Below are 25,145 nucleotides of genomic sequence, written 5' to 3' on the forward strand. Positions count from 1 at the left end.
AATGTCCAAGACGGTCTCATTGAATCTTCCGGCAGTGACCTATCGGTTCCAGCGCGTGTACCCTGGCATCCAGACCGGGCACGTGCTGACCGTGCAGACCAAGCGTCAAGAGCCTGTGCGGTTTTTCATGCAGCAATCTGACTTGGACGGGGCATGCGGGGTGCATATCGCGGCGATGATTTTGGCGATCCTCGATCTTGCCAAGCCGTCTGCCCTGCACGAGATGAGCCACAGAAAATCTGGCGTATCCGCGCTGGTCTGGCATGCATTCCGGCACACGTACTTTGCGGGTGTCCACCCCGAAGAATGGGTGGAACTGGTGGACAGTCTCAACTTGCCGCTGGCCCTGACAGCCAAGTACGGCGTACAGGACAACGCGGATGGTCATGCGCTGGATTGGCTGATGCGCGGCGATCTGGTGGCGCTGGCTTTTGCGTCGGTCAAGCACACCAGAACCAAACACTGGGCGCTGGCAGTTGGCGTTGAAGGTGCTGCTGTTGGCAAAGTGCAGACGCCGGACACCATTCTCTTGCTCGACCCCAGCGCCAGCGAACCCAGCTTTGCGCACCACAACGCTAGGCTGCGCTTGCCACTGACCGGCCCCGGCAGTCGGCGAGCACCACCGAATTTGCCCAAGCCCTCGGAAGACGGCAAGCGCAAGCCGGTGCACTGGCTTTACGAGGCAGCGGAGTGGAATGCCGAAGAAGTTCGCTTGCTGGCCGCTGTACGGTTGCAACTGAGGCTGACAGCATGAAGCGCACTTTGATGCGGCGCCAAGTCCTCAAGATCGTCGGTGGCATGGCGTTGTCTCCGTGGCCACTGCCTTCGGCAGCCGCTCAAGCCGACAGGGTTCAGCAGACGGTAGCGGCGCTGCTGGCGGCAACGGAAGAAGGCTCCATATTGCAGATCGACCTCGAAGATTTGCGCAACACGCTGAATCTCTGCGGTCGCTCACCAGTGATCTTTTCCTTGACGGACCATGACGCGGACGAGGTTCTTGACGCTTGCCGTGACGCATTGGCACGGATGCCGAGCCATAAAGTAAATGCCGCTGTGGTGGTGTGCAGCGGGTACGGCATGAGCTTTCGGCTCAGCCATTGCGCAGAGGTCTTCAGGGTGGTCCGGCACGCCGTGGATCAATCGACGTGTTTGGTGTTTGGCGTGGTATTAGACCCCACGTTGGTGGACGCCATGAGCGTCACTTGGCTGGCTGGCGGACCAGATGGTTGATGCGGCGCTTTTCGGACGAGGTGCGGCGCAGTTGCTTTGGCAGTTGTGCCTCGAAGCCAGCCATCAATTCGGTCATGGTCATGCCGAGAGATTTCGCTAAAGTATTTAAACCTAACAATGCTCGATAAAGGAGAGAAGCAATGAAACCAACAATAAATGGTCAGCGTGTTCAATCTATGCAGCCATGGGTGGCCGTTCTCTTATTGAGCGCCGCTCTGCACCCCGCTCAAGCCCAGCAGTGGAAAGATGCTCCCGCCTACGACAAAGCCCAGGCAAAAAACGTTCTGGACCGCAGCACGTTGTACATGCCGCTGTTCGGTGCGGTCTACCGTGAGAAGTTCGAGGTGATGGTTCAGAAGCTGCCGGGCGTGCGCGGCGTCATCATCCACAACCATGGATGCGGTGGCATGTGGGGCTGGGAAACCACGATCGCGCAGTTTTATTATCGTGAAGGCTTTGCCGTGGTCTCGCCGGAGTTCGTGACGCGCGATGGAAACAAGACGGGCTGCCCTGGCGGATCGCCGGAAGAACAACTTCGACGCGCTGGCGAGCGGGCCGCAGAGGGCATTTACACCGCCAAGAACCCCGCACGACTCGCGGCGCGGGGCGACGATATTCAAGAAGTGATCCGGTGGATCAAGACGCTCACGGACTTACCGATCTTCTTGAGCGGCCACAGCGAGGGCTGCCGAACCACCTACAACTGGAATCGCAACGAACCCCAGGTCAAGGGCGGCATCTGCCACAAGCAGAGCGTGAACCGGCAGTATGAGCATCTGTGGAAATGGGACACCCGGTTGCCGATGTGGTCTTCCAATGAAGATGAAGACCCATGGGCTGGCGGCAACAAACAGTTTCCTGCGGTGGGCTTTGAAGAGAAATTCAAGGACAACCCGCAGAACCTCACTTCGTTCCGTTATCCGGGTAACAGCCATGATCCGCTGGTGCGTCCTGGAGAAGGACAGAGCTTGCGAGAGTGGCTCAACAAGCAAGTCAGTTTGCCACCGCTCAAGGGACAGAATGGCTTTAACTACGAAGACGCGTTGCCTGCGATCCAGAGCGAACTGAAAAAGAAAAATCGGTAGACAGTACTCCATTGACCGGTGAGGTACACCCTGTGCAAGAGTCTCACTGCCATGCCGGGCGACCGGCGGCACGAAGGGCTGTGCCACGCCGACCATAGACCTTCGGCGTCGGTTTGTCGGCCGAAAGAACGATTTGGGATGAGTTACATGAAGAGAATTTTCACTGCCGTTGCCTTATGGGCTCTTGTATTCATGAGCCATGCCGAAGGTACCCTGTTCAAGGTGCCAACGCGCGATGGGGTGACCACGACGCTGTTTTGGGAACCTGCTCCAGATGCCAAGGCCACGGTGCTCTTGTTCCCTGGTGGCGCAGGAGGTTTCGGCAAGGTCGAAGCGGGCAAGGCTACGGGGCTCAACTTCCTGGTTCGCTCCGAGCCCTATTTCATTGCCAACGGCTTCAACGTTGCCATTTTCGGCCGCCCCAGCGATTCACAGGATCTTGACTACGCCGACCGCATCAGCGAGACGCACATGGCCGACGTGCGCAAAGTGCTGGAGTTCGTAAAACGCAAGGCGGATGTGCCGGTCTGGATGGTTGGCACCAGCCGGGGCACAGTTTCAGCAGCGGCCGCAGCCATCAACATGCCTGACGCGATGGCGGGAGTGGTGCTGACCTCCAGCGTGGTCAGTTACAAGAAACCCGGCGCCGTGCCCAAACAGGATTTGGCGCAAATCAAGGTGCCCGTGCTGGTGCTGCACCACGCCAAAGACGCCTGCCCTTTGTGTCAGCCGCACGAGGTGCCGGCCATCCTGCGCGGATTGAAGAACGCGCAGACCAAGAAGGAGATCATGGTCAGCGGCGGCGAGAATCCCACGGGCAACGTTTGCGAGGCTTTGCATTGGCACGGCTTCATTGGCATGGAGCGCGAGGCGGTCGATCTGATGACTAACTGGATCAAAGCGCCGACGAACTGAGGTGCGCATTCCGTCACGAGGCCCCTTGTTTACCCCATTCGCTGACACGCCGCAGCGCCTTGACCGGCATGGCCGCCTTGTTCGCACGCTCGCTCGCATCCATCATGGAAAGCAAAATCGGCAACTTTGTGAAGGCTGCAACGGCCAACAGATGGGTAATGACCGCAACTCTGCAGCACGCAAGCATGGCCGGGTGTTCGGTGGCTATGGCTACCTGATCCGAACGAAAAACCCCACGGCGCCGTGCACCGCGTAGGCTTCTGGTTGGGGTGGTCAGCGCAGTGGATGAACTACAACAACGACTGGATGGCGGTGGTGTTCTCCAGCAGGGAAACTTGGATGCCGGATGTGTATGAGCTTGCCAAGGACAGGGCTGCTATCCAAATATGCGGCCCGAACCCAACAATTTGCGAGGCGAACGACAAGATTTCATTGTCAGTTGTCCAACAAAGTACAACTGCATCTAGCCAAATTCTGGCAACGATCTGGCAATGGGATTCTGGCAAGAAAAAAGCACCTAGGCATTTCTGCGCTAAGTGCTTGATTCATAACCAAAATTTGGTGGGACGTGCGGGGGTCGAACCCACGACAAACGGATTAAAAGTCCGCTGCTCTACCAACTGAGCTAACGTCCCAACCTTTGCCACCTCTCGGTAGCAAAGCTAAAGATTATAGCGTGGTTTTCAGGTCTTCGACCTTTCCGCCAACTTGTCGAGAATCCATCCCGCTGCACAGTGACCAAATGTGGCCGTGACGGCGACCGATGAGCCATAACCATGGCAATTCAGGGATCCGTCGCCTTCACCGACGCCGCAAGACGCGTGTGGCTTTGATACCGCTTCCTTGCTATAGACGCAGGTGACGCCGATTTTGCGGCCTTCTCGGGCCGCGCCGTGGTTCCTGCGCAAGCGATAGCGCAGCTGGGCCAGCAGCGGGTCGTGCGTGGTAAACGCCAGATCTTCTACCTCGACTTTATATGCGTGACGCTTGCCCCCGGCAGCACCTACCGTGACGAAAGGCAGCCGTGTGGAGACGGCCCAAGCTGCCATTACGGCCTTGGCGTTTACCTGGTCGCATGCATCCACCAGTGCATCCACCGAAGATGGCAACAGAGTGGGCCAGTTCCGTGCATCCACGAACTCTTCAACGCAGTTCACCCGACATGCCGGATTGATCAGGGCAATGCGCTCGGCCATGGCGCGTACCTTGGCTTGGCCAATGGTCGTGGTCAGAGCGTGAATTTGCCGATTGACGTTCGACTCGGCCACATGGTCCAGGTCAATCAGCGTGAGCGCTCCGACGCCGCTGCGCGCGAGTGCTTCTGCTGTCCAAGAACCCACGCCGCCAATTCCGACCACAGCAACATGCGCGCACCGAATGCGTGCGGCACCCTCCTGCCCGAACAGGCGTTCCAGCCCTGCGAAGCGCCGCTCCAAGTCTGGCGTGTCGTCAACGGATGTGATCACTTCAGGCGCGCCAGGCGTTCCTTCGCAGCGGCTGCTGCTTCCGACTGCGGATAAACGCGCAGCAAGTCTTCCAGGGTCTTGCGCGCAGCCCGCGTATCTTTCAATTCGATCTGGCAATTGGCAATCGAGAGGGCCGCCTCGGGAGCGCGCGCATGGTCTGGCGCCGCCGACAACAGAGCCTTGAAGTTGTTGATGGCCTCTTTGTAATCACGCGTGGCGTACTGTGCATTGCCCAGCCAAAAACGGGCAGACGGTACATAACCGGACTGTGGATACTGGCGCACGAAGCCGCTGAAAGCGTTGGACGCTTCACCAAACTTACCTGCACGGAAGAGCGCCAAGGCCGCCTCGAAATCACGCTTCTCTGCAGGATCAGCCCGGAATTCGCGCCCGTCCAGCGTCACCGTCGCGGGCTCAAACTGGCGCAACCGCTCATCGACACCCTGCGCCATGTCCTTCTGGCGGCGCTGCAGCTCTGCGACATCGCGCAATAGCTGCTCGTTCTGACCACGCAGTGTCGCCTGTTCAGTGCGCAATGCCTCGATTTGCATCTGTAGGTCGAGCAGGCTGCGCCGTAGTTGCGAGACCTCATCACCGGACCGTTCACCCGCACGCTGGCTGGCCTGTGTCAATGCATCGACACGCTGGCGCATCTCAAGGATGGCGCGGCGCGCCTCGCTGTCCTCGAACAATGCATAGCTGGGGGTCGACCAGCAGGCAGCGGCGGCCAGCGCCGCCGCGCCCAGCGCCCGCGGGCGCAGGAGCAAGGACATGCGCGGCATCAACGGTACGACAGCTCAACGCGGCGGTTTTGCGAGTGCGCGTCTTCCGTGTGGCCCTGCACCGCCGGCTTTTCCTTGCCAAAGCTCACCGCCTCCACCTGCGCGTCCGGCACGCCCAGCAGCCCCAACGAGCGGCGCACGGCTTCCGCGCGCTTCTGGCCCAGCGCCAGGTTGTACTCGCGGCCACCGCGCTCATCGGTATGGCCCTCCAGCACGACCTTGCGGGCGGAAGACGCTTTCATGAAGCGAGCATGGGCCTCCAGCACGGACTGGAACTCAGGCTTGACGATGAAGCTGTCAAAGTCGAAGTAAATGACGCGCGCCACGCCAACGGGACCCTCGGCGTCGCGCCCTGACTGGGACAAGTCCACAGGAGCCACGCCGCTTTGGCCCGTGCTTCCCGAGTTGGCGCCCGGTGCGGTGGACGTAGCGCCGCGGTCTTCGACCGGCACATCGTCCAGCTTGACGCCGGAGCTGCAGCCTGCCATGAGGGCGACGATGGAGAGCGCCAGAGACACGCGCTTGAAGGGGAAACGGTTCATTAATAACTCCTGAAGAGCAGTTGTTCGAAAAACGGAAACTTATTTGTTCTGGAACGGGCCCCAGTCGGGCTCGCGAATATCTCCACCCTGCCCCGCCAGACGCGCTTTGATTTTGCCGTCCAGCGTGGTGGTCATCAGGGCTTCGCGACCCTGCTGCTGCGTGGCGTAGACGATCAGGCGGCTATTGGGAGCAAAGCTGGGATTTTCATCGGCGGAGGTGTCGGTCACCGCCGTCACGCTGCCCGACTTCAAATCCATCACGTGCAGCTTATAGGCGCCGCCCACGCGGGAAATGTAGGCCAACCACTGACCATCGGGACTGATGCTGGGTGAAATGTTGTAGGACCCGTTGAAGGTCACGCGCTCCGCGCCTCCCCCGCTGGCTGCCACGCGGTACACCTGGGGCGAACCTCCACGGTCGCTGACGAAGTAGATGCTGCGGCCGTCGCTGGAGAACACGGGCTCCGTGTCGATGCCGCTGCTTTGCATCAGGCGGCGCGGCTCACCGCCGTTAGCGTCGATGGTGTAGAGCTGCGAGCCCCCGTCGCGGCTGAGGGTCACGGCCAAGGTACGGCCATCGGGCGACCAAGCAGGGGCACTGTTGGAGCCACGGAAATTGGCGATCAAACGGCGGCGGCCTGTGGCCACGTCATGCACGTACACCACCGGCTTGCGCGACTCGAACGATACGTAAGCCAGCTGGGTCCCGGTGGGCGCCCATGCGGGAGAAATGATCGGCTCAGGACTGGAAAGCGCTGACTGCGCGTTCTCGCCGTCCGCATCGGCCACCCAGAGGCTGTAGCGCGAGCCGGCTTTGGTCACATACGCAATGCGGGTGGAGAAGATACCGCGCTCGCCGGTGAGTTTTTCGTAGACGAAGTCGGCAATGCGGTGCGCCACCAGACGCAGGTCGGCCTGCGTGACCACGAAGCTCTGCCCGCCCAGGTCTTGCGCCTTGACCACGTCCCACAAGCGGAATCGGACGTCGAAACGGCCGTCGGCCAAGCGCGTGATGCTGCCGGAGGTGAGTGCGTCGGCCTTGCGCTGACGCCACAGGGACAGATCGGGACGGGACGATTCATCCAGCGCGACACCCGACGCGTCCACGCCCAAAAAGCGCCCGCTGCGCTCCAGGTCAGCCTGGACGATGGCGGATATTTTCTGCGGCGACTGCGGTTCGCCACGGAACGGTGCGATCGCAATGGGCAGTTGCGTCAGGCCTACGCCCGTGATTTCCACACGGAACTGCGCAAGCGCTGAAAGGGAGGAACTGGCAGCCAAGGCTGCAACGGCGTGGCGCCGCGAAAGCTGCGGCAGAGCCGTGCGGAGGGAAGGGGTATTGGGGATGCGGTCAATAGTCATTGGAACCATCGAATAACCGTCAAATGCCGGCAAACAGAGCCTCGCATGTTACACATAGCGTAGCGTGCCATGTGACAAACTGTGCCGGTCTGCAATAGCCGAAACGTAGAATCCGCCCCTCATGCAAGATTCGAATCATAGCGCGCCAAAGACCACTTTGCAGCAAGCTCCGCAGTCTCTTTCGCTCTGGGAGCGGTTGCGCAGACTCCATCCGTACTTCGGCCACCAGCGGCTGGCATGGACCATGGCGGTGTTGGCGACGATCGTCGCGGCCGCCACCGAGCCATTGATTCCCGCGCTTCTCAAACCATTGCTGGACCAGGGTTTTACAGAAGGATCGCTGGAGCTGTGGATGGTTCCCGTGGCCATCATCGGCGTCTTCCTGGTGCGTGGGCTGGCCCAGTTCACGGGACAGTATGCCCTCACGCGCATCGCCAACGAGGGCATGCTGCGCCTGCGCACGGCGCTGTTCGAGCGGCTGCTGGCAGCGGACATGGGGCTTTTCCATCGCCAGTCGGCCAGCGCACTGTCCAACACCGTGGTGTATGAGGTGCAGACCGGGTTCACCTCGCTGGTCCAGGCGCTGCTGGGCCTGTCGCGCGACGGTTTCACGCTGGTCGCCCTGCTGGGTTATCTCATCTACCTGAACTGGCAACTCACGCTGATCGTGGCCGTGCTGGTGCCGGGGGTGGCCTGGGTGATGAAGACGCTCTCGCGGCGCCTGTACAAGATCACTAAAAGCAGCCAGCAGGCCACCGACGACCTGGCCTATGTGGTCGAAGAGAACGTACTGGCCCACCGTGTGGTACGCCTGCACGGCGCCCAGGCCGAGCAGGCCGCGCGCTTTGACACGCTGAGCCAGCGCCTGCGCCGCCTGGCCATCAAATCCACGATCGCCTCGGCCGCCATGACGCCCACCACGCAGTTGCTGTCTGCGGGCGCGCTGTCCACCGTGATCTGCATCGCCCTGTGGCAAAGCCATGGCAACGGTGCCAAGGACGTGACCGTGGGCGGTTTCGCCTCGTTCATCGCGGCGATGCTGATGTTGATAGCGCCCATCCGCCGCATGGCCGACATCGCCAACCCCATCACGCGCGGCGTGGCGGCGCTGGAGCGGGGCCTGGCCCTGCTGCACGAGGCGCCGGCCGAGACAGGCGGCACGCACACCGCGCAGCGCGCCCAGGGGGCGATTGCCCTGCGCAACGTGACCGTGTCCTTCCGGCCCGACCAGGCGCCCGCACTGGACGCCGTGAGCCTGGACATCCGCCCGGGCGAAGTGGTGGCGTTCGTCGGCCCCTCCGGTGCCGGCAAGACCACGCTGGTGAACTTGCTGCCGCGCTTTCTCAGCCCCAGCAGCGGTCAGGTGCTGCTGGACGGCGTGGCGACCGACCAGTGGGCGTTGCCCAGCCTGCGCGCGCAATTTGCGATGGTGAGCCAGGACGTGGTGATGTTCAACGACAGCGTCGCCGCCAACGTGGCGCTGGGCGCTGCCGTGGACGAGCAACGTGTGCAGCACTGTCTGGACGCAGCGAACCTCGCCGAGTACGTGGCCAGCCTCCCGCAGGGTATGCACACCGTGGTGGGACACAACGCGACGCAGCTGTCGGGCGGACAGCGGCAGCGGCTGGCCATCGCGCGGGCGCTCTACCGCGACGCTCCGGTGCTCATCCTCGACGAGGCCACCTCGGCACTGGATACCGAATCCGAACGCCTGGTACAGCAGGCCCTGCAGCGTCTCATGCAAGGGCGCACCACGCTGGTGATTGCCCACCGCCTCTCCACCATCGAACACGCGGACCGCGTGGTGGTCATGGAGCAAGGGCGCATCGTCGAGCAGGGCCCCCACGCGGAGCTGCTGACCCGGGGCGGCCTGTACGCGCGCCTGCGCGCACATGGCGGCGCGTGACGACCACCAAAAAACAATAGCTGCTTGCGCTTACCCTGCAAGCGATTCGGCACTCTTTTGGCCTGAAACCGCCAGCTGACAAGCGCCAGCAGCTCCGTTATTCATAGCGTACGCGCCCAGGGGCCTACCATTTCCCGCGGTCCGGCTGGCGGCGGCGTACGGCCTCGGCCACCAGTTGCACCATGTCCTGCCGGTCGGCGCGCATGGCGAAATCCACGGCCGACAGGCCCAGTTGGTTCTTCAGCGATGGGTCGGCCCCCTCGCTGATCAGCAGGCGCGCCGCATCCGCCGTGCCGTAGCGCACGGCCATCATCAGCGGCGTGGTGCCGTTGGGCGATGCAGCGTCGATGTAGGCGTGATGCTCCAGCAACAGCGCCACCATGGCCGCGGCATCGCCCGTGGTGCTCGCGGCGGCATAGTGCAGCGGCGCCCAGCCGGTCTTGTTGACGTCCGCCTCGCGCGCGATCAGGCCGCGCGCAGCGGGCAGATTGCCGCGCAACGCGGCCATCATCAGCGCGCTTTCGTCCTTGGCATTGCGCTCCTCCACCTTCAGCCCCTTGGCGGCGATCAGCACCTCGGCCACCTGCCGCGCTTCCTCGCGCAGGGCCAGGATCAGCGCGGGCTGCCCCTTGGGATCGCGCGCGTTGGGGTCAAACCCGCGGCGCAGCAGCGAAGCCACCGTGGCGGCATCGTCGCGCGCGATGGCACGCAGGAAATCGTCGTACGCGCCGGCATGCGCCAGCCCCGCGGTGCCGGCGGCAACCGCGGCGAGCCACGCCAGGGCGCTGCGACGCTGCAACAGGCTCTTCATACGGCCTCCTTGCTCAAGAAAAGTTGCTCGAAGTTACGGCTGGTTGCCTCGGCCACCTGCTGGACGCTCAGCCCCTTCACCTGTGCCAGCTGCTGGGCGACGTAGGGCACGTAAGACGGGTTGTTGGTCTTGCCCCGGTAAGGCACCGGCGCCAGATACGGGCTGTCGGTCTCGATGAGCAGGCGGTCCATGGGCACAAAGGCGGCCACGTCGCGCAGGTCCTGCGCGTTCTTGAACGTGACGATGCCCGAGAACGAGATGTAGTAGCCCAGGTCCAGCGCCGCGCGGGCCACCTCGGCGGTTTCGGTGAAGCAGTGGAACACGCCGCCCGCACGGTTGCCCGCACCGTCCTCGCCCTCTTCGCGCAGGATGGCCAGGGTGTCCTGCGACGCGCTGCGCGTGTGGATCACCAGCGGCTTGGCCGCCGCGCGCGCGGCGCGGATATGCGTGCGAAAGCGCTCGCGCTGCCACTCCAGGTCGGCGATGCTGCGGCCGCCCTTGCGGTCGTCCATGCCGTAGTAGTCCAGCCCCGTCTCCCCGATGGCCACCACGCGCGGCAGCGCTGCGCGCTCCAGCAGGTCCCGCACGGAGGGCTCGGCCACGCCTTCGTTGTCCGGGTGCACGCCGACCGTGGCCCAGAAGTTGTCATGGCCGGTCGCCAGCGCGTGCACGGCGGAGAACTCCTCCATCGTGGTGCAGATGCACAGCGCGCGGTCCACCTGCGCCTCGGCCATGGCCTGGCGGATCTGCGGCAACTGGCTGATGAGTTCGGGAAAGTTCAGGTGGCAGTGGGAATCGACAAACATGGTGGTCTCGAAAAACAAAAATGCCGACCGGCGGGCGCGGTCGGCATCCTGCGGGGCCCGCGAAGGGTTGCCCTTAGATGGTCTGCGTAGCCCGTTCAGACGCCAGGGCCGTGCCCAGCACTTCCTCGATCTTGTACTTGAGCTGGCGCGACTTCTCGTCCTTCGGGAACTGGATGCCCACGCCCTGCGTGCGGTTGCCCGCGGCGCGCGCGGGTGTCACCCAGGCCACGCGGCCGGCCACGGGGTAGCGCTGCGGGTCGTCGGGCAGCGTGAGCAGCACGTACACATCATCGCCGAGCTTGTATTCGCGCGCCGTGGGCACGAAGATGCCGCCCTCTTCAAAGAACGGGATATAGGCCGCGTACAGCGCGGCCTTTTCCTTGATGTTCAGCTGCATGACGCTGGGGCGCGGCGCTGTGGAGGGACTGCTCATAGGTCGTGGAAGGCTTTCAATGGCGCGAGTTTAGTGTGTGGCGCGCCTGCGCCACAAGCGACTCCAGCATCAGGCCGGCGTTGAAGGGGTGCTCGGCCGTGCGCGCCTCCTTGGCGAGGGCGCGCGACCAGCGCGTGAGCGGCCCCACGCCGGGCGGCGCGGGCAAGTCGGCGGGCGAGAAATAGCGCGGCTGTGCACCCACGCGTTGCGCCAGCAGATCGTGGCAGAGCTTTTGCAAGGCATCTACGGCCTGTGCGGGTTCCAGCCCGGCCAGCGCCGACACGTCGCCGCGCGCCACGGCCTTGGGCAGCAGCGCCCAGGTCTGCGGGCTGCGGCCCGCACGCGCCAGGGCCAGTGCGTCGTCAGGCCGGCCGCCGGCGGCGCGCAGCAGGGCCTCGGCCGCGTCAGCGGGCACGCCCTGCTCTACCAGCCATTGCTGGCTTTGGGCCGGATCGGGCCACTGCAGGGTGTGCCCCAGGCAGCGGCTGCGGATGGTGGGCAGCAGTTCGTGCGCGGCCTCGGTGGCCAGCACAAAGCGCACGTCGCCCGGAGGCTCCTCCAGCGTCTTGAGCAGCGCGTTGGCCGTCACATGGTTCATCTGCTCTGCCGGGTAGACCAGCACGGCCTTTCCGCGGCCGCGCCCGCTGGTGCGCTGGGCGAACTCCACCGCGTCGCGCATGGCCTCGACGCGGATCTCGCGGCTGGCCTTGCGCTTCTTGTCCTCGATCTCGGCCTGCGCCTTCTCGGGCAGCGGCCAGCCCAGGGCCAGCGCCTGCGTTTCGGGCATGAGCACGCACAGGTCGGCATGCGTATGCACATCGATGCCATGGCAGCTGGCGCACTGGCCGCAGGCGCCGTGCGCGGTGGGCGCATCGCACAGCCAGGCGCGCACCAGCTCCAGCGCCAGCGTGTACTGGCCCAGGCCGGACGGGCCCTGCAGCAGCCACGCGTGGCCGCGCTGGGCCAGCAGCGCCTGGCGCTGCGCGGCGATCCAGGGGGCGACCGCACTCATGGCGTCTGCGCCAGCCAGCCGCGTGCGGCCACTACGGCACGCAGCTGCGCGGCAACCTGCTCGCGCGGCTGCGACGAGTCGATGCGCGCAAAGCGCTGCGGCGCTCCCGCGGCGCGGTCGGCATAGCCGCGCGCCACGCGGGTGAAGAACTCCACGGGCTGCGACTCGAAGCGGTCGGGCGCGCGCGCGGCGGACAAGCGCTGCGCGGCCACCTCAGGTGGTACGTCGAACCACAGCGTGAGGTCCGGATTTCGCATCAAATCGGGCTGCAGACCAACACCAGTCTGCGCAAGGCGCTCCATATACGATAGCACCTCCAGATCGAAGCCGCGCCCTGCGCCCTGGTAGGCAAAGGTGGCATCGGTGAAGCGATCGCACAACACCACTTCGCCGCGTGCCAGCGCCGGCTCGATCACGCAGCGCAGATGGTCGCGCCGCGCGGCGAACACCAGCAGCGCTTCGGTCAGCGCGTCCATGCTGTCGTGCAGCAGCATCTCGCGCAGCTTCTCGGCCAGCGGCGTGCCGCCGGGCTCGCGCGTCAGGGTCACGGTATGCCCCGCAGCGCGCAGCGCCTGGGCCAACGCGTCGATGTGCGAGGACTTGCCCGCGCCGTCGATGCCCTCGAAGGTGATGAATGCGCCGTTGGTCATTTCTGGCCGCGTTGGTAGCGGTTCACCGCACGGTTGTGGTCTTGGAGCGTGCTGCTGAAGTGGCTGGAACCGTCGCCGCGCGCCACGAAGTACAGCGCCTTGGTGGGCGCGGGCTGCACCGCGGCCAACAGCGCCGCCTTGCCGGGCATGGCAATCGGCGTGGGCGGCAGGCCCGCACGCGTGTAGGTGTTGTAGGGGGTGTCGGCGGTCAGGTCACGGCGGCGCAGATTGCCGTCGAACTTCTCACCCAGGCCGTAGATCACCGTGGGGTCGGTCTGCAGCAGCATGCCCACGCGCAGGCGGTTGCTGAACACGCCGGCGATCTGCGCGCGGTCTTCGGCGCGGCCGGTTTCCTTCTCGACGATGCTCGCCAGGATCAGCGCCTGGTCGGCGGATTGGAGCGGCGTGTCCGGCGCGCGCTGCGCCCAGGCCGCGTCCAGACGCCGGTCCATGGCGTGCAGCGCGCGACGCAGCACGGCAATGTCGCTGCTGCCCTTGGCATAGGTGTAGGTGTCGGGAAAGAAGCGCCCCTCCGCCGGCACGCCCGCGCGGCCCAGGCGCTCCATGATGTCCGCGTCGCTCAGGCCCTGGGTGTCGGGCTTGAGCTGCTCGGCCCGCGCCAGCGCCTGGCGCACCTGGCGAAAGGTCCAGCCTTCCACCAGCGTGACGGCGCGCAATGCCTCCTCGCCGCGCACCAGCTTCTGCAGCAGCGCGTAGGGGCTGGTGCCCTGGGGAATCTCGTAGTTGCCGGCCTTGATCTCGCGGTCCTTGCCCGACAACCGGAACCACAGGAACAGCACGTCCGCATCCGTGGCCATGCCCGACCGCACCACCGCGCGGGCCACGCCGCGTGGCGTGGTGCCAGACTCGATCTCCAGCTCCAGCGGCTGGCCGGCGGGCACGTCCGCGCGCACCGGCAACGGCGCCTGCAGCCACCAGGCGGCCACAGCGCCCACGGCGATCACGATGAGCAACACCAATGCGAGGAAACGACGCACAACCCTGCAGCCTGTATGAAAGAAGCCGGGCATCATAATTCAGCCATGACCGACTCCATGCCAGTGCCCCCGTCCCTGCCTGCGGACGGCGTAGTCCCCCTGTCCCACCTTGGCGTGATCCGCGTGGCCGGTGAAGACGCCGCCAAGTTCCTGCACGGCCAGCTGACGCAGGACTTCGCGCTGCTGGATCTGCACCACGCCCGCCTGGCGGCGTTCCTGACCGTCAAAGGCCGCATGCAGGCCAGCTTCATCGCCTTCAAGCGCAGCGAGGCCGAGGTACTACTGGTCTGCGCCCGCGACCTGCTGGCGCCCGCGCTCAAGCGCCTGTCGATGTTCGTGATGCGCGCCAAGGCCAAGCTGACCGATGCCACCGGCGACTTTGCGCTGTACGGCCTGCTGGGCGACGCCGCCCGCGCCGTGCTACCCGCTGGCGAGCCCTGGGCCAAGGCCGATGTGGGGGATGCCAGCGTGGTGCAGCTCTACCCCGCCGAAGGGCAGCCGCGCGCGCTGTGGGTAGCGCCCGCTGGCAGCGCTGCGCCCGCCGGCGCAGCCCTGACCGAAGCGCTGTGGCTGTGGAGCGAGGTGCGCAGCGGTATCGCCACCCTGACCGCGCCCGTGGTCGAGGCCTTCGTGCCGCAGATGCTGAACTATGAGTCCGTGGGCGGCGTGAACTTCAAGAAGGGCTGCTACCCCGGCCAGGAGGTCGTGGCGCGCAGCCAGTTCCGCGGCACGCTCAAGCGGCGCACTTACCTGGCGCACGCTCCGTCGGCCGTGGCCGTGGGTGCTGAAGTGTTTGCCGACGGTGACGCCGAACAGCCCGTGGGCACGGTGGTGCAGGTTGCGGCCGCACCCACCGGCGGCGTGGATGCGCTGGTGTCGCTGCAGATCGCAGCCACCAGCGGTGCCCTGCAGGTGGGCGCAGCGGATGGCGTGGCGCTCACGCTGCTGCCGCTGCCCTACGCGCTGCTGGAAGACATTTAAGCAAAAACAGGCGCTAGCGCTTATTTGACAAGCGCTAGCAGCTATCAATAAAGAAGCAGTCAGCCCTGCAGACTGCGCCGCATGGTGATGTGGGCAATGCCCGCCTCCTCATACGGTTGGCCTACGGCCTCAAAACCTGCGCGGCGGTAGAACGCCTCGGCGCTGCACTGGGCATGCAGCGTGACCTGCGCGTCGCCGCGCGCGCGCGCCGCCTGCACCAATGCGTCCAGCACCATGCGGCCCCAACGCTGGCCGCGCAACACGCGGTCCACTGCCATACGGCCAATGCGCGCCTCGCCCGGCGCATCCTGCAGCAGTCGGCCCGTCGCCACGGGCAGACCCAGGCGGTTGTAGGCGACGGCGTGCACGGCGGTGGCGTCCAGCGCGTCCAGCTCGATCTCGGGCGCAATCCCCTGCTCCTGCACGAACACCGCCGTGCGCAGCGCCGTGGCGTCGCGCCCCAGCGTGGCCCAGTCGCCCATGCGCAGCTCCACCATCTCGCCGCCGGCCTCGAAGTGCTCGATCATCGCGCGCAGCGCGGGCGGCACCGCGCGCTTGGTCTGCGTGGCGGGGTCGGCAAACACATAGACCAGTTCCACGGTCACCAGCAGCCGATCGCCAGCGAACATGCTGGCCTCGAACACCAGCGACGTGGTGCCCACGCGCGCGCAGCGCATGCCCACGTCCAGCAGGTCGTCGAGCCGGGCCGACGCGTGGTACTCGACGCTGGCTTTCTTGAGGTACACCTCGCCGCCCAGCGCCTGCATGCCGGTTTCGTACGGCAACGCCAGCGCGCGCCAGTATTCGGTCATGGCGCAATCAGCGTAGGTGAGGTAGTGGGCATTGAAGACGATCTTCTGGATGTCCACCTCTGACCAGCGCACGCGCAGGCGGTGAAAACAGCGGAAGTCAGAGCGTTGCATGGCGTGTTTCCGTCGAAGGGATCAGTCGAGTTGAAAGGCGCTGCGCAGCGCGGCGGCAGCATCGGCATGGGCCTGGCGCGCCTCGGGAAGGGCGCGACCCATCTTGATGAATTCGTGCGTCACGCCGCGGTAGATCTCGAGTTGCACCGGCACGCCCGCGGCACGCAGCTTGTCCGCGTACTCCACGCCCTCGTCCACCAGCGGGTCGTACTCGGCCAGACCGATCCAGGCCGGCGCCACGCCCTCGGCGTCGGGCGCGAGCAAGGGGGCGAAGCGCCAGTCCTCGCGCTCGGCACGGCTGGGGATGTACTGGTCGAAAAACCAGCCAATGGCTGCGCGTTCCAGCACCAGGCCGTGCGCGAACTCGGTGTGCGAGGGCGTGTCCTGGTGCGCCGTGGTGCCGGGGTAGATGAGCAACTGCAGCGCCAGGGGCAGCCCGGCATCGCGCGCCTGCAGAGCGCACACCGCGGCCAACGTGCCGCCTGCGCTGTCGCCGCCCACCGCCAGGCGCGACGGGTCGGCGCCCAGCGTGGTGGCGTGCTGCGCCAGCCAGGCCAGCGCGTCCCACGCATCGTCGCTGGCCGTGGGGAACGGATGCTCGGGCGCGAGCCGGTATTCCAGCGACACCACCATACAGCCGGCCAGCCGCGCCAACTCGCGGCACAGCACGTCGTGGGTGGCAATGCTGCCGATGGTGAAGCCGCCACCATGCAGGTACAGCAGCAACGGCAGCGCCTGCGCGTCAGAGGCCGTGGGTGCATACAGGCGCGCGGGCAGCGGGGTGCCGTCGCGTGCGGGGATGCGCAGGTCTTCCACGCGCGGCAAGGCCGCCTTGGGCAGCTCCAGCACCCCGGCACCCAGTTCATAGGCAGCGCGGGCCTGTGCAGGGCTCAGGGTGTGCAGTGGGGGGCGCCCGGCGCGCGCCATGCCGTCGATGACGTTGCGCATCTGCGGCGTGAGCCGCGCGTGGTGGGGGGAAGGCACATGGGAAGCGGAACCGGGCGTCGTCAACGGAAAAGTCCTTGGGTTATTGGAAGTGCACCTGCACCGGCTGCGCGCCGGGCAGGCCCAGATAGGTTGCCGTGACGCTCAGGCCGGCGCGCGGGGGCAGCAGCGGAGAAAACGACCCCAGGCTCACCAGGTCGCCGGGCTGCAGCGTGATCTCCTCCTGCTGCAGCGCCTGGGCCAGCCAGACCACGGCGTTGAGCGGATGCCCGAGGATATCGCTGCCCTTGCCGCTGGCGAGCAGCGCGCCGGAATGGTCCGTGAGCTGCACGGTCATGCGCTCCAGCGCGTCCAGCAGCGCATAGCGCTCGCCGCGCGTCGCCGGCACGGCGATAGGCTGCCCGGCGATGCCCAGGCGCGCGCCCACGTTGATCGCGCCCACGCCGGCGCCGTTGAGTTGGGGCGGCGCCTGCACCACCAGGTCGGGCAGCTCGATGAAGGGGATCACCTGGTCGATGTGCTGCAGCACCTCCTCCGGCGTACGCGCGTGGTTGATGGCCGCATCCTTCACGCGCACCAGCAGGTCGGCCTCGTACAGCGGGCGCGCCCCAAACGCGGCGGGCACGGTGCTGCCGCCGGGGCGCACCATGCCCTCGTACAGCTTGCCCCACACCGGCTTGTCGGTGTTGAAGCGCTTTTGCACCGCGGGGTTGGTGAGGCCGGCCTTGTAGCCCACCACCTTGCCCAGGCGGGCGCCCAGCAGCGCATTGAACTTGGCGCGGGTGCAGGCGCCGTCGGCGTCTGACAGTGCCGGGAAGTTGGGCGCGGGGGTCTTGGCGGCGTAGTGCGAGGCCATCGCCCCCACCGCAGCGTCGCTGAGGCACTCGGCCTGGGCGCCCAGGCCGGTCGCCAAGGCGACCCCCGCGCCCAGGGCGATGAGGGTTTGCTTCATGGTCATGCGTGTCTCCTGGTTGTAGTGTGTCGGGCGATCCTACTGGCACTCCCTCTCTTTCGCACACCATGGCTTTCATCTACTACGTCACCCAGATCCAGTTCGAATTCGGCGCCGTGCGCCTGCTCAAAGCAGAATGCGAGCGCATCGGCATCACCCGCCCCCTGGTGGTCACCGACCCCGGCGTGAAGGCCGCCGGCGTGCTGCAGCAGGCGCTGGACGCCCTGCCCGGCCTGAACGTCGCCGTGTTCGACCAGACGCCCTCCAACCCCACCGAGGCGGCCGTGCGCGCGGCCGTGGAAATCTACAAGGCCCAGGGCTGCGACGGCCTGATCGCCGTGGGCGGTGGCAGCGCCATCGACTGCGCCAAGGGCATTGCCATCGCCGCCACGCACGACGGCCCGCTCACGCACTACGCCACCATCGAGGGGGGCTCGCCGCGCATCACCGAGCGCGCCGCGCCGCTGATCGCCGTGCCCACCACCAGCGGCACGGGCAGCGAGGTGGCGCGCGGCGCCATCATCATCGTGGATGACCACCGCAAGCTGGGCTTTCACTCCTGGCACCTGGTGCCCAAGGCCGCCATCTGCGACCCCGGCCTCACGCTGGGCCTGCCGCCCCTGCTGACGGCCGCCACGGGCATGGACGCCATCGCGCACTGCATGGAGACCTTCATGTCTGCCGCGTTCAACCCGCCGGCGGACGGTATTGCGCTCGATGGCCTGGAGCGCGGCTGGCACCATATCGAGGCCGCCACGCGCGACGGCCAGGACCGCGACGCACGCCTGGCCATGATGAGCGCCAGCATGCAGGGCGCCATGGCTTTCCAGAAGGGCCTGGGCTGCGTGCACTCCCTGAGCCACAGCCTGGGCGGGCTGAACCCGCGCCTGCACCACGGCACGCTGAACGCCGTGTTCCTGCCCGCCGTGGTGCGTTTCAACGCGCAAGCCGAATCGGTGCGCAAGGAGCGCCGCCTGGAGCGCATGGCCCATGCCATGGGCCTGGCGTCCGCCAGCGACATCCCCGATGCCATCCGCGACATGAGCGCACGCCTGGGCCTGCCCACGGGGCTGGCCGCCATGGGCGTGACCGAGGCGGTGTTCGACGACGTGATCAAGGGCGCCCTGGCCGACCACTGCCACAAGACCAATCCCCGCCTGGCCACGCCAGATGACTACCGGGAGATGCTGATCGAGTCGCTCTGACCCGCGGCAGCGTCCGCCGAGCAGGCGTCCGGCGGCCTCGCTACACTGGTGCGCTTAACATTTATTAACACGCATTCCGCCCGTTCGGCGGGGCCGCGTACCGCATGCGCACACACCCGCTTTCCAAATGGCTGACGCAAGGCACCTACCCGCGCCTGTACGTTCCCATTGTGCTGATCATGGTGGCGGTCACGCTGGTGCGCTACCACGCGCTGGTGGGCGCCGAGCGTGAGGAGGCGCAGCTGCGCATGCGCGCGGAGCTGCAGGCAGCCTCGTACGCCGTGCTACAGGTGCTGGACGAGCCTGCCGGCAATGCCGCAGCGCAGGAGCGCCTGCGCCAGGCCGCGCAGGTCGCGGACGCACCGATCCAGTCCATCCGCTGGGAACTGCCCTTCCGCCCGGCCGTCGACCTGCGCAACGCGATGCCGCCCACCAAGGCGCCGCCGTGGTTCGTGCAGCTGCTGGACCTGCCCACGCCGCGCCACACGGTGGCGCACCGGCTGGCGGACGGCCGCACGGGGCAGCTGGCGCTGGCGCTGTGGCCCCAGCACTACGTGGACCGCGCCTGGAGCGCCATGGCCACGCAGTTGCGCATCACGGCGCTGAACATCTTCACCATCCTGCTCCTGCTGACCCTGATCCTGCGCGCGAACGACCGCATGCTGGACCGCATGCGGCACGCGGCGGAGCGCTTCAAGCAAGGCCACCTGGACGCGCGCATACACCGCACGGGCACGCTGGAGGCGCGCGAAATCGCCGACACCTTCAACGACATGGCGGGCAAGGTCCAGTCCCTGGTGCTGTCCCTGCAGGAAACCCAGCGGCAGCAGAACGAGCAGCTGCACTTTCGCCGCCAGCTGGTGAACGCCCTGCCCCTGCCTTTGTTCGTGCTGGGCGCGGATGGCGCGCACCTGGAGACCAACAAGGCCTGGCGCGAACTGCTCAATGCCTCCCGCCCCGCCACCGTCGCGGGCACGCTGGACCAGCTCTGGGCCGACGGCGTGGACTCCTCCATCGTCCTGGCCCAGCGGCTGTCCGACCGGCCCTCGGGATGGCAGGCCACCGTCCGCCCCTTGCAGGGCGTGCCGCACGAGATGGCCTGCTACCACGCCACCTTCACCGCGCCCGACGGCGTACCCGCCGGCACCATCGGCGTGCTGGTGGACATGACGGAGCACACCCAGGCACTGCAGGCAGAGCGCGCCGACCGTGCGTGTGCGGAGGCCGCGCTGGACGCCGTGGCCGATGGCGTCATCACCATCGACGCGCAGGGCCTCGTGCGCACGATCAACGGCGCGGCCCAGCGGGTCATCGGGCTCGCGCAGGGGCAGACGGTCGGCCGCCACGTCGATGAGGTCTTTCGCCTGGAGCCACCGCACTCCGTGCTCGCCGCCTCGGGAACGCAGGGGCATGCTGCGCACGGCGCGGGCGCCGCGGCCACCGCGATCCTCGCCTGCCATTCGGGTGCGCCGCGCACGGTGGACTACTCCGTGGCGGCCGTGCACGCGCCCGACGGCACCGCCGCGGGCCACGTGCTGGTCTTTCGCCCCCGGTGACGTTGCCGCGGCACGCCGCGGCGGACACGCTCACAGCGGCTGGACGCGGGCGGGATCGGGCCGCCGCAGCCACTGCGCCCACTCGTCCGCCAGCTGCTGCGCCGCCGCCGCCGCGGTGCTCCAGGCACGGGCGCGCGCGGCCGTGTCGGTGCCGTAGCGGGTGAAATCGGTGCGGTCCGGCAGTTTGCCGCCGGGCAGGCTGCGCACCCAGTCGGGATGGGGCGACAGCAGCACCATGCGGTCCAGCGCCGGCGTGGCCCGGTGGCGCCAGGGCAAACCCTTGTCCAGCCAGCCGGGCACCACGCGGTGCTGGAAGTGCGGGTACAGCACGATCCCCGGCGCACTTTCCAAGCCGTTTTGGCCTGCAACACCCGCGGGTAAAGCGGTATCAGCTATATTTTCAATAGCAATTGGCGCCTGATAACGCAGGTGCAGGTGGTAGTCGGTGATGCCCCCGTCCCAGTAGGCGCCGCGCGGTGCGCCGGCGATGTCGTGCACGGCGCGCAGCACGAAGGGAATGGAACAACTGGCCTGCAGCGCGGGCATGAAGTTCTGCGGGGTCAAGGCCACCTGGTGGGTGCGGAAGTCGCGCACGTCAAACGGCAGCGCGCCCGGCGCAGCAGTGGAGAACACCACGCGGTCCAGCCACAGCGCCAGCGCGCGGCGGTGCAGCGCATTGCTGGCGAAAGCGCCCAGGTAGCCCAGCGGCGTGGCCCAGCGGTGCTCGCGCGCCAGCAGGTGGCGCCCTCGCGCGGCGACGATGTGCAACCGGTAGCGCGCATGGTCCAGCACCGTTTCCACACGGCCGCCAAAAAAGGCCTGCAGGTTCTGGCCGAACTGCGCGCTCACCGCGTCCGCCGTGGGGCGGCGCGCGCCGGGGGGCAGCTCGTACTCCTGGTGGATGTAGTCGTGCTCCAACCGTTCGAAGGCCGGCAGGCTGTTATCCAGGCACGCCGTGGCCATGCGCCACGCGCCGATGGAGGCGCCCACCAGGTCCACCGGCTGCGCCGACTGCGCCAGCCATTCACCAAAGACAAACCGGTCCAGCGGGCCGAGGATGAGTCCCTTCGGGCCGCCCGCGGCCGCGGGAATCACGGCCACGTCGCTCGGCGCCAGGCCATGGCGCCCGATGTGCCGCAGCGCCTGCGGACCGGCATGGATGCACAGCGCCTTCATCACGCCCCCGCCTCACGCATGCGCCGGCTCACACGTAATCGCCCGCGTCGGGGCGGACCTTCCAGTCAATCGGGTCCTGCTGCAGCACCATGTCGATGTCCAACCCCAGCGGGATGCCGACTTCGCCGGGGAAAGACCCCGCCAGGTCGCGCGCATCCAGCCCTGCCTCGCGCGCGCGGGCGCGCCACGCGGCCAGGTGCAGCACGCCCGCCAGCGGCTCGTACACATCGTTGTCGAACGGCGCATGGTGGTGGCGCAGCGCGTCCACCACGGTCTCGGGCAACTGCCAGCGCCAGGCCAGCCCCGCGCTCACATGGGCGTAGCAGTAGCCGCACAGGTGCTGCTCCAGCCGGGCGCGGCGCAGGTCCAGCGGGCCCACCAGGCTGTTGAGGGTCTGCATGCGGCCCGCGTCGGCCAGGTGCATGGCCAGCTCGCCCACCCCGTGCAGCAGGCCGGCCGTGTAGGCGGCGATCTGGTTGTGGTGCACGAGCCCGGCGAGCGCGCGTGCCACTTTGGCCGTGTGCAGGCTGTAGCGCCAGAAGTGCTGCAGGTTCATCCCCGGCACCGAGCGCGACGTGGTCCCCAGCGGCGCGGACGCCACCAGCGCGCGCAGTTGGGACACCCCCAGAAGCGCCAGCGCCTCAGGAATACCGCCGATCTGGCGCTGCGCGGCGAATGGAGGCGTGTTCGCCTCTTCCAGCAGGCGTGCGGCCAGTGCAGGGTCGGTGCCGAAGAGCTGGTTCAGGCGCCGCAGGTTGGGCTCGACCGCGCTCAGCTCGTTCATCAGCAGCGCCACCGCGCGTGGCAGGCTGGGCAGCGTGATGGGCTGCGCCAGCAGTGCGTTCAACTCCATGGATCGGATCGCCCAGACAGGAAAGTCGGGCCATTATCCATGCAACTCTTACGGTTGTTTACGGGCAGCGCTTCAGCGCTTGCCCTGCTGCAGCTTGGCGAAGGCCGAGGCCATGGCCGAGGGCTGCGCCGGCTCGGCCGCGCGGCGCGGCGCGGCGTAGCCACGGCCCGCGCCCTCGAAGCGGTTGTCGCGCGGGCCGTCGCGGCGCGCGGGTGCGGCGTCCAGCTTCATGCTGAGGCTGATGCGCTTGCGCGCCGCATCCACCTCCAGCACCTTCACTTTGACGATGTCGCCGGTCTTGACCACCTCGCGCGCATCCTGAACGAACTTGTGGCTGAGCTGGCTCACGTGCACCAGTCCGTCCTGGTGCACGCCCAGGTCGATGAAGGCGCCGAACTGGGCCACGTTGCTCACCGTGCCCTCCAGCACCATGCCCTCGCGCAGGTCGGCAATGTCTTCCACGCCCTCGTTGAAGCGCGCCACCTTGAAGTCCGGGCGCGGATCGCGGCCGGGCTTTTCCAGTTCGCCCAGGATGTCGCGCACGGTGATCACGCCGAACTTCTCGTTGGCGAACAGCTCGGGCTTGAGCGTCTTGAGCATCTCGGCGCGGCCCATGAGCTCGGCCACCGGCTTACCGGTCTTTTCCATGATCTGCTCGACAACGGGGTAGGTCTCGGGGTGCACGCCGGTCATGTCCAGCGGGTTGTCGCCATCGCGGATGCGCAAGAAGCCCGCCGCCTGCTCAAAGGTCTTGGCGCCCAGGCCGCTGACTTCCATGAGCTGCTTGCGGTTCCTGAAGGCGCCGTGCTGCTCGCGCCAGCGCACCACGGCCTTGGCCACGCTGCCCGACAGGCCCGACACGCGCGCCAGCAGCGGCGCGCTGGCGGTGTTCAGGTCGACGCCCACGGAGTTCACGCAGTCCTCGACCACGGCGTCCAGCGTGCGCGCCAGCTCGCTCTGGTTCACGTCGTGCTGGTACTGGCCCACGCCGATGCTCTTGGGCTCGATCTTCACCAGCTCGGCCAGCGGGTCCTGCAGGCGGCGCGCAATGCTGGCGGCGCCGCGCAGGCTCACGTCCACGTCGGGCATTTCCTGGCTGGCGTACTCGCTGGCCGAATACACCGAGGCGCCAGCCTCGCTCACCACTATCTTTTCAATAGCTGGCAGCGCTTGCCCCGCCTGGTCTACGGCCTGTTTTTGCATTAATTTAATCAACTCGGCCGCCAGCTTGTCGGTTTCGCGGCTGGCGGTGCCGTTGCCAATGGCGATGAGCTGCACGCCGTGCTTCATGCACAGGCGGCCCAGCGTGGCCAGGCTGCCGTCCCAGTCGCGGCGCGGCTCGTGCGGGTAGACGGTGGCGGTCTCCACCAGCTTGCCGGTGCGGTCCACCACGGCCACCTTCACGCCAGTGCGGATGCCGGGGTCCAGCCCCATCACGGCGCGCGGGCCGGCGGGCGCGGCCAGCAGCAGGTCGCGCAGGTTGTCGGCAAACACCTTGATGGCCACCTTCTCGGCCTCCTCGCGCAGGCGCGAGAACAGGTCGCGCTCGGTGGACAGGCTGAGCTTCACGCGCCAGGTCCAGGCCACGCACTTGCGCAGCAGGTCGTCGCTCTTGCGGCCCTGGTGGCTCCAGCCCAGGTGCAGGGCGATCTTGCCCTCGGCAATGCTGGGCTGGCCCGGCTCGGGCTTGAACGTGGAATTCACCTGCGGCTCAGGCAGCACCAGCTTGGCCTCCAGAATCTCCAGCGCGCGGCCGCGGAACACCGCCAGCGCGCGGTGCGAGGGCACGCGGCCAATCGGTTCGTCGTAGTCGAAGTAGTCGCGGAACTTGGCGACCTCGGGGTCGTTCTCGTTCTTGCCTTCCACCTTCTTGGAGCGCAGCAGCCCCTCGGCCCACAGCCATTCGCGCAGCGACTGCACCAGCACGGCGTCCTCGGCCCAGCGCTCGGACAGGATGTCGCGCACGCCGTCGAGCACGGCGAAGGTGGTCGAGAAGTCGGGCCCCGGCTTGCCGTCATCGAGCGTGGTGGCGGGCTGGCAGAAGGCCTGGGCCTCGGCGTGCGGGTCCAGCGTTGGATCGGCCAGCAGCTTGTCGGCCAGCGGCTCGATGCCGAACTCCTTGGCAATCTGGCCCTTGGTGCGGCGCTTTTGCTTGAAGGGCAGGTAGATGTCCTCCAACTCCTGCTTCGTTGGAGCAGCTGCAATGGCAGCGCGCAATGCGTCGGTCAGCTTGCCCTGCTCGTCGATGCTTTTCAGCACCGCCACGCGGCGGTCTTCCAGTTCGCGCAGGTAGGCCAGGCGCGCTTCGAGCTCGCGCAGCTGCACATCGTCCAGGCCGCCGGTCACCTCCTTGCGGTAGCGCGCGATGAAGGGCACGGTGGCCCCGCCATCGAGCAGCTCCACCGCTGCGCGGACCTGGGATTCGGTGACTTTGATTTCTGCGGCCAACTGCCGAACGATCTGCTGCATGTGCCTTCTGAGACGGGTCAAAACACGAAGCGCGCAGTTTGCCACAGGGCCATGGGCCAAAATGGCCGCGTCCAACTCGTTGTCCCA

General features: G+C 66.8%; 24 protein-coding genes and 1 tRNA gene. 8 read left to right on the forward strand and 17 right to left on the reverse strand.

The window, feature by feature from the left end:
• Position 1 precedes the first annotated feature (1 nt).
• The 4 genes from HND92_RS11275 (at position 2) to HND92_RS11290 (ending at position 3,230) form a co-directional block, all read left to right on the forward strand.
• Positions 2-754 carry a hypothetical protein gene (locus HND92_RS11275; RefSeq protein WP_253940008.1) on the forward strand — a complete coding sequence of 251 codons (753 nt, stop codon included), beginning with the start codon at positions 2-4 and terminating at the stop codon, positions 752-754.
• The gene (locus tag HND92_RS11280) at positions 751-1,230 is read left to right on the forward strand and encodes a hypothetical protein (protein WP_253940009.1); all 480 of its coding nucleotides are present in this window, start codon (positions 751-753) and stop codon (positions 1,228-1,230) included. Before HND92_RS11275 ends, HND92_RS11280 begins: the two co-directional genes overlap by 4 nt.
• Before the next feature lie 140 nt (positions 1,231-1,370).
• Positions 1,371-2,315, forward strand: a complete 945-nt coding sequence (locus HND92_RS11285; protein ID WP_172207049.1) for a hypothetical protein — start codon at positions 1,371-1,373, stop codon at positions 2,313-2,315.
• 147 nt (positions 2,316-2,462) lie between these two features.
• The gene (locus HND92_RS11290) at positions 2,463-3,230 is read left to right on the forward strand and encodes an alpha/beta hydrolase (RefSeq protein WP_253940010.1); all 768 of its coding nucleotides are present in this window, start codon (positions 2,463-2,465) and stop codon (positions 3,228-3,230) included.
• 559 nt (positions 3,231-3,789) lie between these two features.
• Here the strand turns inward: HND92_RS11290 and HND92_RS11295 are convergent.
• The 5 genes from HND92_RS11295 to tolB form a co-directional block, all read right to left on the reverse strand.
• A tRNA-Lys gene (locus HND92_RS11295) sits at positions 3,790-3,865 on the reverse strand.
• Positions 3,866-3,913: 48 nt separating this feature from the next.
• Complete coding sequence (locus HND92_RS11300) at positions 3,914-4,696, reverse strand: ThiF family adenylyltransferase (RefSeq protein ID WP_172207053.1); 783 nt, start codon at positions 4,694-4,696, stop codon at positions 3,914-3,916.
• Positions 4,693-5,478, reverse strand: a complete 786-nt coding sequence (gene ybgF, locus HND92_RS11305) for a tol-pal system protein YbgF (RefSeq protein ID WP_011804995.1) — start codon at positions 5,476-5,478, stop codon at positions 4,693-4,695. Before ybgF ends, HND92_RS11300 begins: the two co-directional genes overlap by 4 nt.
• Positions 5,478-6,020: a peptidoglycan-associated lipoprotein Pal gene (pal, locus tag HND92_RS11310; RefSeq protein ID WP_047351353.1), complete on the reverse strand. Its 543-nt coding sequence runs from the start codon at positions 6,018-6,020 to the stop codon at positions 5,478-5,480. Before pal ends, ybgF begins: the two co-directional genes overlap by 1 nt.
• Before the next feature lie 39 nt (positions 6,021-6,059).
• The gene (tolB, locus tag HND92_RS11315; RefSeq protein ID WP_103738949.1) at positions 6,060-7,382 is read right to left on the reverse strand and encodes a Tol-Pal system beta propeller repeat protein TolB; all 1,323 of its coding nucleotides are present in this window, start codon (positions 7,380-7,382) and stop codon (positions 6,060-6,062) included.
• Positions 7,383-7,503: 121 nt separating this feature from the next.
• On the opposite strand from tolB, the gene msbA reads away from it, so the two are divergent.
• Positions 7,504-9,288 carry a lipid A export permease/ATP-binding protein MsbA gene (msbA, locus tag HND92_RS11320; protein ID WP_172207055.1) on the forward strand — a complete coding sequence of 595 codons (1,785 nt, stop codon included), beginning with the start codon at positions 7,504-7,506 and terminating at the stop codon, positions 9,286-9,288.
• A gap of 124 nt (positions 9,289-9,412) precedes the next feature.
• Here msbA and HND92_RS11325 read toward each other — a convergent pair whose 3' ends face one another.
• The 6 genes from HND92_RS11325 to mltG all read right to left on the reverse strand — a co-directional run bounded on the left by HND92_RS11325 (position 9,413) and on the right by mltG (position 13,998).
• Complete coding sequence (locus HND92_RS11325) at positions 9,413-10,099, reverse strand: ankyrin repeat domain-containing protein (protein ID WP_047351356.1); 687 nt, start codon at positions 10,097-10,099, stop codon at positions 9,413-9,415.
• Complete coding sequence (locus HND92_RS11330) at positions 10,096-10,905, reverse strand: TatD family hydrolase (RefSeq protein WP_172207057.1); 810 nt, start codon at positions 10,903-10,905, stop codon at positions 10,096-10,098. The genes HND92_RS11325 and HND92_RS11330 overlap by 4 nt, the downstream gene beginning before the upstream one ends.
• A 73-nt stretch (positions 10,906-10,978) precedes the next feature.
• Positions 10,979-11,338: a PilZ domain-containing protein gene (locus tag HND92_RS11335; RefSeq protein WP_172207066.1), complete on the reverse strand. Its 360-nt coding sequence runs from the start codon at positions 11,336-11,338 to the stop codon at positions 10,979-10,981.
• 16 nt (positions 11,339-11,354) lie between these two features.
• The gene (locus HND92_RS11340) at positions 11,355-12,350 is read right to left on the reverse strand and encodes a DNA polymerase III subunit delta' (RefSeq protein WP_088886563.1); all 996 of its coding nucleotides are present in this window, start codon (positions 12,348-12,350) and stop codon (positions 11,355-11,357) included.
• Positions 12,347-13,000, reverse strand: a complete 654-nt coding sequence (gene tmk, locus HND92_RS11345; protein ID WP_172207068.1) for a dTMP kinase — start codon at positions 12,998-13,000, stop codon at positions 12,347-12,349. The genes HND92_RS11340 and tmk overlap by 4 nt, the downstream gene beginning before the upstream one ends.
• Complete coding sequence (gene mltG / locus HND92_RS11350) at positions 12,997-13,998, reverse strand: endolytic transglycosylase MltG (RefSeq protein ID WP_253940011.1); 1,002 nt, start codon at positions 13,996-13,998, stop codon at positions 12,997-12,999. The genes tmk and mltG overlap by 4 nt, the downstream gene beginning before the upstream one ends.
• A gap of 45 nt (positions 13,999-14,043) precedes the next feature.
• Between mltG and HND92_RS11355 the strand changes: the two genes are divergently transcribed.
• A complete protein-coding gene (locus tag HND92_RS11355; RefSeq protein WP_172207072.1) occupies positions 14,044-14,979 on the forward strand; it encodes a folate-binding protein YgfZ in 936 nt (311 codons plus the stop codon).
• A gap of 59 nt (positions 14,980-15,038) precedes the next feature.
• On the opposite strand, the gene HND92_RS11360 is transcribed toward HND92_RS11355, so the two are convergent.
• The 3 genes from HND92_RS11360 to HND92_RS11370 form a co-directional block, all read right to left on the reverse strand.
• Positions 15,039-15,902 carry a YbgC/FadM family acyl-CoA thioesterase gene (locus HND92_RS11360; protein ID WP_103737937.1) on the reverse strand — a complete coding sequence of 288 codons (864 nt, stop codon included), beginning with the start codon at positions 15,900-15,902 and terminating at the stop codon, positions 15,039-15,041.
• A 21-nt stretch (positions 15,903-15,923) separates the two neighbouring features.
• Positions 15,924-16,850: an alpha/beta hydrolase gene (locus HND92_RS11365; protein ID WP_172209278.1), complete on the reverse strand. Its 927-nt coding sequence runs from the start codon at positions 16,848-16,850 to the stop codon at positions 15,924-15,926.
• A gap of 79 nt (positions 16,851-16,929) precedes the next feature.
• Positions 16,930-17,805 carry a 2-keto-4-pentenoate hydratase gene (locus HND92_RS11370; RefSeq protein ID WP_103737939.1) on the reverse strand — a complete coding sequence of 292 codons (876 nt, stop codon included), beginning with the start codon at positions 17,803-17,805 and terminating at the stop codon, positions 16,930-16,932.
• A 62-nt stretch (positions 17,806-17,867) separates the two neighbouring features.
• On the opposite strand from HND92_RS11370, the gene HND92_RS11375 reads away from it, so the two are divergent.
• Positions 17,868-19,004, forward strand: a complete 1,137-nt coding sequence (locus HND92_RS11375; RefSeq protein ID WP_172207074.1) for an iron-containing alcohol dehydrogenase — start codon at positions 17,868-17,870, stop codon at positions 19,002-19,004.
• A 104-nt stretch (positions 19,005-19,108) separates the two neighbouring features.
• Positions 19,109-20,560 (forward strand): PAS domain-containing protein, encoded by a 1,452-nt coding sequence (locus HND92_RS11380; protein WP_172207076.1) that lies wholly within the window; start codon positions 19,109-19,111, stop codon positions 20,558-20,560.
• A gap of 30 nt (positions 20,561-20,590) precedes the next feature.
• Here HND92_RS11380 and HND92_RS11385 read toward each other — a convergent pair whose 3' ends face one another.
• The 3 genes from HND92_RS11385 to HND92_RS11395 all read right to left on the reverse strand — a co-directional run bounded on the left by HND92_RS11385 (position 20,591) and on the right by HND92_RS11395 (position 25,058).
• On the reverse strand, positions 20,591-21,736 hold the full coding sequence (locus HND92_RS11385; protein ID WP_172207078.1) for a phospholipase: 1,146 nt from the start codon (positions 21,734-21,736) through the stop codon (positions 20,591-20,593).
• Positions 21,737-21,764: 28 nt separating this feature from the next.
• Positions 21,765-22,589: an HDOD domain-containing protein gene (locus tag HND92_RS11390; protein WP_172207080.1), complete on the reverse strand. Its 825-nt coding sequence runs from the start codon at positions 22,587-22,589 to the stop codon at positions 21,765-21,767.
• A 72-nt stretch (positions 22,590-22,661) separates the two neighbouring features.
• A complete protein-coding gene (locus HND92_RS11395) occupies positions 22,662-25,058 on the reverse strand; it encodes a Tex family protein (protein WP_172207082.1) in 2,397 nt (798 codons plus the stop codon).
• Positions 25,059-25,145: the final 87 nt, after the last annotated feature.

Source organism: Diaphorobacter sp. JS3050 (assembly GCF_013154915.1).
Classification (GTDB): domain Bacteria; phylum Pseudomonadota; class Gammaproteobacteria; order Burkholderiales; family Burkholderiaceae_C; genus Diaphorobacter; species Diaphorobacter nitroreducens.

Coding starts and splice junctions, on each gene's coding strand:
- HND92_RS11365 (WP_172209278.1), bottom strand. CDS start 16,850: ATGCGCAACGTCATCGACGGCATGGCGCGCGCCGGGCGCCCCCCACTG.
- HND92_RS11380 (WP_172207076.1), top strand. CDS start 19,109: ATGCGCACACACCCGCTTTCCAAATGGCTGACGCAAGGCACCTACCCG.
- HND92_RS11395 (WP_172207082.1), bottom strand. CDS start 25,058: ATGCAGCAGATCGTTCGGCAGTTGGCCGCAGAAATCAAAGTCACCGAA.
- HND92_RS11370 (WP_103737939.1), bottom strand. CDS start 17,805: ATGACCATGAAGCAAACCCTCATCGCCCTGGGCGCGGGGGTCGCCTTG.
- HND92_RS11390 (WP_172207080.1), bottom strand. CDS start 22,589: ATGGAGTTGAACGCACTGCTGGCGCAGCCCATCACGCTGCCCAGCCTG.
- HND92_RS11335 (WP_172207066.1), bottom strand. CDS start 11,338: ATGAGCAGTCCCTCCACAGCGCCGCGCCCCAGCGTCATGCAGCTGAAC.
- HND92_RS11340 (WP_088886563.1), bottom strand. CDS start 12,350: ATGAGTGCGGTCGCCCCCTGGATCGCCGCGCAGCGCCAGGCGCTGCTG.
- HND92_RS11385 (WP_172207078.1), bottom strand. CDS start 21,736: ATGAAGGCGCTGTGCATCCATGCCGGTCCGCAGGCGCTGCGGCACATC.
- HND92_RS11280 (WP_253940009.1), top strand. CDS start 751: ATGAAGCGCACTTTGATGCGGCGCCAAGTCCTCAAGATCGTCGGTGGC.
- HND92_RS11375 (WP_172207074.1), top strand. CDS start 17,868: ATGGCTTTCATCTACTACGTCACCCAGATCCAGTTCGAATTCGGCGCC.
- HND92_RS11325 (WP_047351356.1), bottom strand. CDS start 10,099: ATGAAGAGCCTGTTGCAGCGTCGCAGCGCCCTGGCGTGGCTCGCCGCG.
- HND92_RS11290 (WP_253940010.1), top strand. CDS start 2,463: ATGAAGAGAATTTTCACTGCCGTTGCCTTATGGGCTCTTGTATTCATG.
- tolB (WP_103738949.1), bottom strand. CDS start 7,382: ATGACTATTGACCGCATCCCCAATACCCCTTCCCTCCGCACGGCTCTG.
- HND92_RS11330 (WP_172207057.1), bottom strand. CDS start 10,905: ATGTTTGTCGATTCCCACTGCCACCTGAACTTTCCCGAACTCATCAGC.
- ybgF (WP_011804995.1), bottom strand. CDS start 5,478: ATGCCGCGCATGTCCTTGCTCCTGCGCCCGCGGGCGCTGGGCGCGGCG.
- tmk (WP_172207068.1), bottom strand. CDS start 13,000: ATGACCAACGGCGCATTCATCACCTTCGAGGGCATCGACGGCGCGGGC.
- HND92_RS11285 (WP_172207049.1), top strand. CDS start 1,371: ATGAAACCAACAATAAATGGTCAGCGTGTTCAATCTATGCAGCCATGG.
- HND92_RS11275 (WP_253940008.1), top strand. CDS start 2: ATGTCCAAGACGGTCTCATTGAATCTTCCGGCAGTGACCTATCGGTTC.
- HND92_RS11355 (WP_172207072.1), top strand. CDS start 14,044: ATGACCGACTCCATGCCAGTGCCCCCGTCCCTGCCTGCGGACGGCGTA.
- pal (WP_047351353.1), bottom strand. CDS start 6,020: ATGAACCGTTTCCCCTTCAAGCGCGTGTCTCTGGCGCTCTCCATCGTC.
- HND92_RS11360 (WP_103737937.1), bottom strand. CDS start 15,902: ATGCAACGCTCTGACTTCCGCTGTTTTCACCGCCTGCGCGTGCGCTGG.
- msbA (WP_172207055.1), top strand. CDS start 7,504: ATGCAAGATTCGAATCATAGCGCGCCAAAGACCACTTTGCAGCAAGCT.